Source organism: Ancylobacter gelatini, assembly GCF_022601675.1.
Classification (GTDB): Bacteria; Pseudomonadota; Alphaproteobacteria; order Rhizobiales; family Xanthobacteraceae; genus Ancylobacter; species Ancylobacter gelatini.
Genome location: NZ_JAKVIL010000003.1, coordinates 77256 through 88294, shown reverse-complemented (window position 1 = coordinate 88294; position 11039 = coordinate 77256). Strand labels below are relative to the sequence as shown.

The following is an 11039-nucleotide window of genomic DNA, read 5'->3' as shown; positions in this document are numbered from 1 at the left end:
GGGAAGCGACGGCGCAGGCCTCGACAAAATTATACAGGTTATTCTATATAGAACTTGCCCAAGTGGCAGTGGCGCATCGACATGTGGTGGCAGGCATGAGTGACGAACTGACGGCTCTGAGCGGTGGCGAACAGGCGGCCCTGATACGCACGGGCGCCATCTCCCCGGTGGATCTGGTCAGCGCCAGCCTTGCCCGCATCGATCGCTGGGACGGCATATTGAACGCCTGGATCACCGTCGATGGCGAGCGCGCCCTCGCCGCCGCGCGCAAGGCCGAGGCCGAGATCGCCGCCGGCCGGTATCGCGGCCCGCTCCACGGCATACCCTATGGCGTGAAGGACCAGCTGCACGCCGTCGGCTTCCCGACCACGCTCGCCACCAAGGTGCTCGACCCGCACGAAATGGTCGCCCCCGGCAATGCTGCCGTGATCGAGAAGCTGGAGGCCGCCGGCGCCATCCTGCTCGGCAAGCAGAACCTGCACGAATTCGGCAAGGGCGGCACGCTCACCTTCCCCTATGGCCAGCCGCGCAACCCGTGGAACCCGGCCTACTCCGCCTCCAGCTCCTCGACCGGCTCGGGGATCGCGCCGGCCGCGCGCATGTGCACCTTCTCGCTCGGCGAGGACACCGGCGGCTCGGTGCGCGGCCCCGCCGCGCTCAACGGGGTCGCGGGCCTGCGCCCGACCTATGGCCGCGTCAGCCGCCATGGCGGCGTGATGGAAGCCTACACCACCGACACCATCGGCCCGCTGGCGCGCAGCGTCGGCGACATCGCGCGGGTCATGGAGGCGATCGCCGGCCCGGACGCGCGCGACCCGCTGTGCAGCCATCGCCCGGCCGATGCCTACGCCGCCGGGCTGGAGCGCTCGATAAAGGGCCGGCGCATCGCCGTGGTGCGCGAGATCGCGTGGGGCAGCGGCACCACCGACGAGGTCAGGACCGCCTTTTCCGCCGCGCTCGACGTGCTGCGCGGCCTCGGCGCGCAGATCGAGGAAGTCTCGCTGCCGCTGGCGCTCTACGCCGTGCCGCTGCAATTGCTGAGCACCGATGCCGACGTCGCCGCCTGGTTCGTGAAGAAGTATCTGCGCGACCGCTATGACCGCTTCGATGTCGGCACCCGCACCCGCCTCGCCGCCTCCTCGCTGATCCCCGCCACAGTCTACAACCGCGCCATGCGCGCCCGCGTCGTGGTGCGCCGGCAGGTGCTGGAGGCGATGAAGGAGTTCGACGCGCTGGTCAGCCCCACCATGATCCGCGCCACCAAGCCGATCGAGCAGGAACAGGAAAAGGTCGAATCCTCCGACGAGGCCGTGGTGCGGCTGATGGAACGGCGCATCAGCGTCTATCCGTTCAGTCTCGCCAATGTGCCGGCCATCTCGGTGCCGATGGGCTTCTCCGGCGAGGGCCTGCCGCTGGCGCTGCAGTTCGCCACCCGCCCGTTCGGCGAGGCGGATCTGCTGAACATCGCTCATGCCTATGAGCGCGCGGCGGGCTGGTATCGCCATCTGCCGGAACTGGACGCCACCTTGGCGCCGATGGCGGCGTGAACCCGCGAGAAGGAGCCGGCCATGTATGAAGTCTCCGAAGATTACGTCCGCGCCGCGCTGGCGCTCCAGGGCGTCCCGGTCCCCGAGGACGAGATCCGCAATGTCTATCTGCGCCTCTCCCTGTGGATGAAGGCGCTGAACGAGATCGAAGCGGTCATCGGACCACAGATGGATGATGTCGACCCGATCCCGCCCGTCTATCCTCATGAGGAATTCTGAGGACGGCGACAGGATCATGGTGGCGATGGCAGAGGCAGCGGAAGCGGCCAAACCGCTTTATCTCCGGATGAAGGAAGACCTGCTCCGGCGGGTGCAGAGCGGGGAGTGGCGCCCGGGCGAGCTGGTGCCGAGCGAGAACGCGCTGGCCGCGGAATATGGCGTGAGCGTCGGCACGGCGCGCAAGGCCATCGAGGAACTGGCCGACCAGCGCCTGCTGGTGCGCCAGCGCGGGCGCGGCACCACGGTTGCCATGCACACCCACCGCCAGGAGGTGCAGCGCTATTACCGGCTGGTGACCAGCGACGGCGAGCGCCTGAACCAGGAAACCGCCTATATCGACGTGAACCCGGCGCGGGCCTCGGCGCAGGAGGCGCGCGCGCTGGGCATCAGCCGCGGCGCGCATATCGCCCGCGTGCGGCGCCTGCGCCTGTTCCGCAAGCGACCGCTGGTGATCGAGAATCTGGCGCTGCGCGAGGACGTGATGCCGGGCATCGGCGTGCTGATCGACGCGACCCGGCCCGAGGTGCTCTACCAGCTGCTGGAGCGCCAGTACCACATCATCATCGCCAAGGTTCAGGAGAAGGTCACGGCCGTCAAGGCCGAGGCCAACGATGTCGAGCTTCTTGGCGTCGCCCTGGGCGAGCCGATGCTGCAGATCGAGCGCATCGGCTTCGACCTCAAGGGTACGCCGCTGGAGTGGCGCATGATGCGCGCCTGCAACGACGCCCATTACGTGTCCGAATCCGACTGATTTCCCGGCCCGCGCGGCCAGACATCGCGAACCCGCCCACTGTGCCGGCCTCCGGCGCAGCCGGCCCTCTTTTGCCCTGGAGACACCGTTCATGTACAGCCCGCCGCCCGCCCCGCCGCTCACGCCCTTCGCCACGCGGCGCCGCGCCTATCTGTCGGGCGCGCGCACGCCGCGCGAGGACATGGAGGCGACCATTGAGCGGGTGCTCGCGCGGGAGGCCACGCTGCACGCCTTCGCCTTTCTCGACGTCGAGGCCTGCCGGCGCGCGGCCGACGCCTCGACCGAGCGTTACCGCGCCGGCCGGCCGCGCGGGGTGCTGGATGGCTGCCCGGTCGGCATCAAGGACATCATCGAGACCCGCGACATGCCCACCGGCTGCGGCAACGCCGCCTTTGCCGGGCGCATGACCGGGCGTGACGCCGCCTGCGTCACCGCGCTGCGCGAGGCCGGGGCGATCCCGTTCGGCAAGACCGTCACCACAGAATTCGCCATTGGCGGCCCCGGCCCCACCGTCAACGCCCATGATACCGAGCGCACGCCGGGCGGATCTTCGAGCGGCTCCGGCGCGGTGGTCGGCGCCGGCCTGCTGCCGCTGGCGCTCGGCACCCAGACCCAGGGCTCGGTGCTGCGCCCCGCCTCCTATAATGGCTGCTTCGGCTACAAGGGCACGCTCGGCGCGCTGCCGACCGGCGGCGTCCACCCGCTCTCGGTGACGCATGATCATCTCGGCCTGCTGGCCAATTCGCTCGATGAGCTGTGGGCGGCGGCGTCCGCGATCGCCGCGATCGGCAGCCCCGGCCATCCGCGCCTCGCCGGCGCTGCGGACAGCGCCCCGGCGCCGGCCAAGCCCCGGCGGCTGATCCGGCTCACCCTCAAGGGCTGGGACGAGGTGTCCGTCGCGCATCGCGAGATTTTCAACGCGCAGTGCCGCGCCCTCGCCGCGCGCGGCGTGGAGTTCATCGGCCGCGAGGACAGCGAGGAGGTGCGCGCGCTGGAATCCTATCTCGATGCCCATGTCGACGGCTCGCTCGACATGGTGACCTACGACATGCGCTTCCCCTATCGCGACTATGTCGAGCAGCATGGCGAGGCCATCGGCCCGCGCATCCATGGCCTGATCGCGCGCGGTCGCGACATGACGGCGCTGGATTATGAGGAACTGCGGTTGAAGCAGAGCATCGCCCGCCGCCTCACCACCCGCACCCTGACCGCGCTCGACGCCGATGCCTTCGTGCTGCCGGCCGCCTCCGGCCCCGCGCCGAAGGGCCACGCGCTCACCGGCAGCCGCACCTATCTCGCCTATTGGTCGTGGCTCGGCTTTCCCAGCTTCAGCCTGCCGCTCATGGCGGCCGACGGCCTGCCCTGGGGCCTCCAGCTCGCCGGCACGGCGCAGATGGATGCGCGGCTCTGCGCGCTGGCGCGCTGGGTGTGCGGGGAGGTGCCGTCATGACCGACCGCACCGACCAGACCGGCTCCCCGCTGACCGGCGCGGGCAATGAGGAGGAGATCGAGGAAGAGATCGAGCGCGAGGTCGAGGCCACGCGTCCCGAGCCGCTGGCCGGCGCCCTGCTGCAACGCCATTTCAACCGCCTGCCGGACTGGGGACGGGTGATCGGCGGCGGCGCGCTGGCGACATTGGCCGGCCTGCTGTTCCACCTCGGCCACACGCCCCTGCCCTGGCTGCTCGGCGCGCTGTTCTGCGCGGCGCTCATGAGCATGACCGGCTTTTCCCTGCCGGTTCCCGCCTTCGTGCGCCAATACGGCCAGAGCGTCGCGGGCTTCGCGGTCGGCGTGTTCTTCACGCCCGAGGTCGGTCGGCAGGTACTGGATCTCGGGCTCATCATCACGCTCGCCGGCGTCGTCTCGATCCTGGTCTCGGTGCTCCTGTCGCTGCCGCTTGCCCGGCTCGGCGGCTGCGACCGGCGCAGCGCCTTCTTCGCGGTGATGCCCGGCGGACTGGCGGAAATGGCGGGGCTCGCGCACCAGTTCAACGCCAACATCACCGTGGTCTCGGTGGCGCAGAGCCTGCGTGTGGTGGTGATCGTGCTCACCGTGCCGGCCGGGCTGACGCTCTATATGCACCACGCCGCCACGGTCCCGCTCAGCCACCGCCCCGAAATGTCGACGCTGATGCTCGCGGCCGGGGTGGTGACGGCGGGGGTGTGCGCGCAGGTCATGAACCGGCTGCGCATCTTCAACGCCTTCCTGCTCGGCGGCCTCATCGTCGGCGCGGGCTTCGGCCTGATGGCGCAGGAACCGATCGCCGCCCCGCCCTATGCCCGCGCCATCGCGCAGATCGCCATCGGCATTTCGCTGGGTGCGCGGTTCCACTGGCTCACGCTGCGCCGGTTCGGCTCGCGCTTCGTGCCGGCGACGGTGGTCGCCACCCTGCTGCTGCTGCTCGCCAATGTCGCCATTGCCTGGGCGGTGTCGGGCTATGTCGACTTCCCCACCGCCGTGCTCGCCGCCTCGCCCGGCGGCGTCGCCGAAATGTCGCTCACGGCGGAGGCGCTCGGCCTCGCCCCGCCCATCGTCGCCGCCTGGCACTTCGTGCGCATCGTGCTGGTGGCGACGCTCACCGCCCCGCTGTTCCGCTTCTGGGAACGCAAGCTGTGAGCCCCGGCGCCGCACCGATCCCCGCGCGGCGCCACACCTTCCCTATCGTCATCTTTCATATCGTCAGCCCCGCGCGCCGGGCGGTGCCCCGTGCCCCGATACCGGGCGGGTCCGCCGCGCGCGACGCCGTACGAAATCCAGCCCCCGCCTGCCTTTCCGCGCTCCGAATGCTCAAACTTTACGCGCCGTTTGCTTGGCATTCAGGCGCCGCTCACATTGACGCCACTCCGTAAACACTAGATTTTAAACACTATAGAACTTGCCGTCAGGAGTGGCTGATGAACCTTCGTATCTGTTCCAAATTGATGGCCGGGCTGATGGTTGCCGCGTTCGCGGCCAGTCCGGCACTTGCGCAGGGCACGCTTCGCGTCGCCATGACGCTGGCGGATATTCCGCTGATCGACGGCGCCCCGGACCAGGGCACCGAAGGCGTCCGCTTCGCGGGCTTCACCATCTACGATCCGCTGATCTCCTATGATCTGTCGCGCTCCGACACCTCGGCGGACCTGCGCCCGGCGCTCGCCACCGAATGGCACGTCGATCCGAACGACACGACCAAATGGATCGTCAAGCTGCGCGAGGGCGTGAAGTTCCACGACGGATCGGACTTCAACGCCGATGCCGTGATCTTCAACCTCGAACGCGCGTTCAACAAAAGCTACCCGGCCTATGACGCCTCGTTCGAGCGTCAGCTCAAGATCTACCTGGCGTCGCTCAAGAGCTGGAAGAAGATCGACGATTACACGGTGGAGTTCACCACCAAGGCGCCAGACTCGCTGTTCCCCTACCAGCTCCCGCGCTTCCTCATCGCCTCGCCGGCCCAGTATGCCAAGCTCGGCAACGACTGGGACAAGTTCCGCGCCACGCCCTCGGGCACCGGCCCGTGGAAGGTCGAGGAACTGGTGCCGCGCCAGCGCCTCGAACTGCTGCCGAACAAGGAATACTGGGACAAGGACCGCGTGCCCAAGCTCGACCGTCTGGTCCTGCTGCCGATCCCGGAAGTCTCGGCGCGCACCGCCGCCCTGCTGTCGGGCCGCGTCGACTGGGCGGAAAGCCCCTCGCCCGACACGGTGGAGAAGCTGACCTCGGCCGGGATGAAGATCTCGACCAACGCCATCCCCCATGTCTGGCCCTACACGCTGAGCGAACTGGACGGCTCTCCCTTCACGGACATCCGGGTGCGCAAGGCCGTCAACCTCGCCATCGACCGCGACGGTCTCGTCAAGGTGCTGAACGGCCTCGCCGTCCCCGCCAAGGGCATGGTCTCGCCGCAGAGCCCGTGGTTCGGCAAGCCGACATTCGACGTCAAGTACGACCCCGACGAGGCGCGCAAGCTGCTCAAGGAAGCCGGCTATGGTCCCGACAAGCCGCTCAAGGTGAAGGCCGCGATCTCGACCTCGGGTTCCGGCCAGATGTACCCGCTGCTGATGAACGAGTTCATCCAGGAGAACCTGCGCGAAGTCGGCATCGAGATGGAGCTGGAAGTCTTCGAGTGGGAAGCCCTGCGCGGCCGCCGCCGCGTCGGCGCCCAGGCGGACGAGAACAAGGGCATCACCATCCTCAACAACAGCTACAGCACCAACGACCCCTATGTCGCCGTGCTGCGCTACGTGACGCCCGAGGAAATCGCGCCGAAGGGCTCCAACTGGGGCAGCATCCGCGACGAGGAAATCGAGCGCCTCGCCCTGGAGATCCGCAACGAGTTCGACCCCAAGAAGCAGGACGAACTGGTCGCGAAGATCCATCAGCGCCTCGTCGACCGCGCCGATATGGTCTGGATCGTCCACGATGTCGGCTCGCGGGCCCTGTCGCCCAAGATCAAGGGCCACGTCCATGCCCAGAGCTGGTTCGTCGACTTCTCGCCCATCTCGATCGAGCCCTGAGCCCACCTACTGAGCCCAAGCTCCCAAGGTAAGACTGATGCTCCTCTATGTCGTCCGCCGCATTCTCTATGCGGTTCCGATCGGGATCGGCGTAACCTTCATCGTGTTCTCCCTGGTGCATATCGCACCAGGGGATCCGATCAGCGCGCTGCTGCCCAACGAAGCCACGCAGGAAATGGTCGACGAGGCCCGACGCGAGTTCGGCCTCGACCGGCCCTTCCTGGTCCAGTACGCGATCTGGCTGGGTAATGCGGCGGTCGGCAATCTCGGCACCTCCATCGGCAGCGGACGCCCGGTCGCCACCGAAGTGATGAGTGCCGTCGGCAACACCTTCATCCTCGCCACCAGTGCCGGCCTCGTCGCCTGCATTCTCGGCTTCCTGCTCGGTATCGTCGCCGGCCTGTGGCGCGACCGCCCGGTCGACCACATCGTCAACCTCATCACCATCTCCGGCGTGAGCGTGCCGCATTACTGGCTGGCGATCATGCTGGTCATCGTGTTCGCGGTGGATCTCAACTGGCTGCCCCCGCTCGGCATCGGGCCGGATCGCTCCGGCGGCTGGCGACCGGACTGGGCGCATATCAGCCACCTCATCCTGCCCACCATCGCCACCGCCGCCATCCCCATGGCGGTGATCGCCCGCACCCTGCGCGCCAGCGTCGTCGACGTGCTGGATCAGGACTTCATCACCACGCTGCGCGCCAAGGGCCTGCGGCGCCAGAGCGTGCTGTGGCACGTCATCCGCAACGCCCTGCCGACCGCGCTCGCGGTGATGGGGCTCCAGCTCGGCAACATGCTGGGCGGCTCCGTGCTGGTGGAAACCGTGTTCGCCTGGCCGGGCACCGGCTTCCTGCTGGCCTCGGCGATCTTCCAGCGCGACCTGCCGCTGCTGCAGGGCACGATGCTCGTGCTCTCCATGTTCTTCGTGTTCCTCAATCTGGTGGTCGACCTCGTGCAGAGCGCGACCGATCCCCGCATCCGGAGGACGTGATGCACGGGACCTTTGGCGAAACCGCCGATGCGGAGACCGCGATCATCCCCGAGATGAAGCACCACAGCTACAGCCGCGTCGTGCTGGGGCGCTTCATGCGCCAGCCGGTGGCGATGACGGCGGCCGGCATCCTGCTGGTCATCATCCTCGCGGCGATCTTCGCGAATTATGTCGCGCCCGCCGATCCGTTCCAGACCCGCGTCGCGCGCCGCCTCGCCGAGATCGGCACGCCGGACCGCTGGCTCGGCGGCGACGAGCTCGGCCGCGACCTGCTCAGCCGGCTGATCTATGGCGGGCGCATCTCGCTCTCCATGGCGGTGCTGCCGGTGGCGGTCGGCCTGTTCGTCGGCGGCTTGCTCGGCATCCTCGCCGGCTATGCCGGCGGGCGCACCAACATGGCGATCATGCGCGCCATGGACGTGTTCTATGCCTTTCCCTCCATCCTGCTGGCGGTCGCCATCGCCGGCGCGCTGGGGCCGGGGCTGATGAACGCGGTGCTCGCGCTCTCGATGGTCTTCATCCCGCCGATCGCGCGCATGGCGGAGAGCGTGACCACCCAGGTGCGCTCCTATGAATTCGTGATCGCCGCCCGGCTTTCCGGCGCCTCGACGGCGCGGATCATGCGCGAGCATGTGCTCAGCAACGTCGCCGGCCCGATCCTGGTCTTCGCGTCGAGCCAGGTCAGCGTCTCGATCATCGCCGCCTCGGGCCTGTCCTTCCTCGGCCTCGGCGTCGCCCCGCCCAACCCGGATTGGGGGCTGATGCTCTCGGCGCTGCGTCAGTCGATCTATGTGAATCCGTGGGTGGCAGCCCTGCCCGGCGCGATGATCTTCATCTGCTCGGTGTGTTTCAACCTCGTCAGCGACGGCGTGCGCCGCGCCATGGAGGTGCGGCGATGACCGTCGATTTTTCCCGCATGCAGGCGCCGCTGCCCCTGATCGAGGACCATGGCGGCCCGCAGCAGCCGCTGCTGATCGCCTCCGGCCTGCGCAAGGAGTTCCGCCTGTCCGACGGCCTGTTTGGCGGGCGCACCGTGGTTCACGCGGTGGACGACCTGTCGCTCACGGTCGGCAAGGGCGAGACGGTCGGCATCGTCGGGGAATCCGGCTGCGGCAAGTCGACGGCGGCCCGGCTGATCGCCGGCATCACCCCGGCCGATGACGGCGAGATCATCTTCGACGGCGAGAGCTTCTGGACGCCCCGCGCGCGCATCGACGGCGAGCGCCGCCGCGCCATCCAGATGGTGTTCCAGGACAGCGCCTCCTCGCTCAACCCGCGCATGACGCTGACCGAGACGCTCGCCTTCGGCCCCCGCGCCCATGGCGTGTCCACCGAGAAGGCCCGCGCCTATGCCAGAGACCTGCTGGGCGCGGTCGGCCTGCCGCCGGCACGCTTTGCCGAGCGCTACCCGATCCAGCTGTCCGGCGGCCAGCGCCAGCGCGTGAACATCGCCCGCGCGCTGGCGATCCGCCCGCGCCTCCTGATCCTCGACGAGCCGGTCTCCGCGCTCGACAAGTCGGTCGAGGCGCAGGTGCTGAACCTGCTGGTGGACCTGCGCGACCAGCTCGGCCTGAGCTACCTGTTCATCTCCCACGACCTCAACGTGGTGCGCTACATCGCCGACCGGGTGGTGGTGATGTATCTCGGCCAGATCGTCGAGGAAGCCAGTTCCGCCGACATCTTCGCCGCGCCGCGCCACCCCTATACCCGCGCGCTGTTCGCCTCCAAGCCCTCGCCCGATCCGCGCAAGCGGGTGAGCGCGCCCCCGCTCACCGGCGATCCGCCGGACCCGGTGAACCCGCCGAGCGGCTGCCGCTTCCGCACCCGCTGCCCGATCGCCGAGAGCGTCTGCGCTGCGTCCCGCCCGCCGCTCGCCGCGATGGACGTCGGGGGCACCGGCCATCGCGCCGCCTGCTGGGCGGCGCTGCCGGGCAGCGGCCATTCCCTTTCGCCGCGCGTGCCGGCAAGCGTCCTGGGGAGCGTGCAATGAACATCCATGATCCGCTGTCCGCCTCGGCGCGCGCGGGCGCGTCGGCACCGATCCTCGACATTTCCGGCCTCGCCGTCGCCTATCGCGGCGGCGCCGGGTGGACGCAGGTGGTGCGCGGGGTCGAATTGTCGCTCGATCCGGGGCGCTGCCTCGTGCTGCTGGGCGAATCCGGCTCCGGCAAGAGCGTGACGCTGCGCGCCATCGTCGGCCTGCTGCGCGAGGAAGGCGCGAAGGTCGAGGGCCGCGTCCGCGTTGGCGGGCAGGACGTCACCAGCCTGACCAGCGCGGAGCTGCTGCGCATGCGCGGCGGGCGCGTCGGCTTCATCTTCCAGGAGCCGATGACCGCGCTCGATCCGGTGTTCCGCATCGGGCACCAGATCGCCGAGACCATCGTGCAGCATCGCGGCGTCTCGTGGCGCGAGGCCATGGCGAAGGCGCGCGAATTGTTCGACCTCGTGCAGATTCCCTCCGCCGAGCGCCGGCTCCAGGCCTATCCCAACGAACTGTCCGGCGGCCTGCGCCAGCGCGCCATGATCGCGATGGCGATGAGCTGCGAGCCGGAACTGCTGCTCGCGGACGAGCCGACCACCGCGCTCGACGCCACGGTGCAGATCCAGGTGCTTCTGCTGCTGCGCGAGATCCAGAAGGAGCGCGGCACCGCCATGGTGTTCGTGACCCATGACCTCGGCGTCGCCGCCGAGATCGCCGACGAGGTGGCGGTCATGTATGCCGGCCGCATCGTCGAGCATGGCGATGCCGGGCAGGTGCTGCTGAACCCGGCGCACCCCTACACCCGCGCGCTGACCAATTGCGTGGTGCAGGGCAGCTATCGCGACCGCCGGCTGGGCGAGCTCACCGGCTCGCCGCCCGATGTCAGCCGGCTGCCGCCCGGCTGCAGCTTCGCCCCGCGCTGCATCTCGCGCGCCGACGACTGCCTGCGCACCGAACCCGCGCGCCGCGACATGGCGCCCGGTCACGACGTCGCCTGCCTCCATGCGGGCTCACTCTCCGCCAGCCGGCCGGACTGAACGACCGGGTCCCT

10 protein-coding genes are annotated in these 11039 nt (G+C 69.1%); all 10 read left to right on the top strand.

From position 1 onward, the window contains the following. Positions 1–95: 95 nt before the first annotated feature. The 10 genes from MKI84_RS06580 to MKI84_RS06535 all read left to right on the top strand — a co-directional run bounded on the left by MKI84_RS06580 (position 96) and on the right by MKI84_RS06535 (position 11025). Positions 96–1547, top strand: a complete 1452-nt coding sequence (locus MKI84_RS06580; RefSeq protein WP_241617737.1) for an amidase — start codon at positions 96–98, stop codon at positions 1545–1547. Positions 1548–1568: 21 nt separating this feature from the next. After that, complete coding sequence (locus MKI84_RS06575; protein WP_241617735.1) at positions 1569–1766, top strand: hypothetical protein; 198 nt, start codon at positions 1569–1571, stop codon at positions 1764–1766. Between the two features lie 25 nt (positions 1767–1791). Next, positions 1792–2517, top strand: a complete 726-nt coding sequence (locus tag MKI84_RS06570) for a GntR family transcriptional regulator (RefSeq protein ID WP_241617733.1) — start codon at positions 1792–1794, stop codon at positions 2515–2517. 91 nt (positions 2518–2608) lie between these two features. Then, positions 2609–3967, top strand: coding sequence for an amidase (locus tag MKI84_RS06565; RefSeq protein WP_241617731.1), 1359 nt, complete (start codon positions 2609–2611; stop codon positions 3965–3967). Beyond that, on the top strand, positions 3964–5133 hold the full coding sequence (locus tag MKI84_RS06560; protein WP_241617729.1) for an AbrB family transcriptional regulator: 1170 nt from the start codon (positions 3964–3966) through the stop codon (positions 5131–5133). Before MKI84_RS06565 ends, MKI84_RS06560 begins: the two co-directional genes overlap by 4 nt. Before the next feature lie 278 nt (positions 5134–5411). Next, positions 5412–7016 (top strand): ABC transporter substrate-binding protein, encoded by a 1605-nt coding sequence (locus MKI84_RS06555; protein WP_241617726.1) that lies wholly within the window; start codon positions 5412–5414, stop codon positions 7014–7016. 37 nt (positions 7017–7053) lie between these two features. Continuing rightward, positions 7054–8007 (top strand): ABC transporter permease, encoded by a 954-nt coding sequence (locus tag MKI84_RS06550; RefSeq protein ID WP_241617724.1) that lies wholly within the window; start codon positions 7054–7056, stop codon positions 8005–8007. Beyond that, positions 8007–8906, top strand: a complete 900-nt coding sequence (locus tag MKI84_RS06545; RefSeq protein WP_425353807.1) for an ABC transporter permease — start codon at positions 8007–8009, stop codon at positions 8904–8906. The genes MKI84_RS06550 and MKI84_RS06545 overlap by 1 nt, the downstream gene beginning before the upstream one ends. Next, the gene (locus MKI84_RS06540) at positions 8903–9997 is read left to right on the top strand and encodes an ABC transporter ATP-binding protein (RefSeq protein WP_241617723.1); all 1095 of its coding nucleotides are present in this window, start codon (positions 8903–8905) and stop codon (positions 9995–9997) included. Before MKI84_RS06545 ends, MKI84_RS06540 begins: the two co-directional genes overlap by 4 nt. Then, the gene (locus tag MKI84_RS06535; RefSeq protein WP_241617722.1) at positions 9994–11025 is read left to right on the top strand and encodes an ABC transporter ATP-binding protein; all 1032 of its coding nucleotides are present in this window, start codon (positions 9994–9996) and stop codon (positions 11023–11025) included. The genes MKI84_RS06540 and MKI84_RS06535 overlap by 4 nt, the downstream gene beginning before the upstream one ends. Positions 11026–11039: the final 14 nt, after the last annotated feature.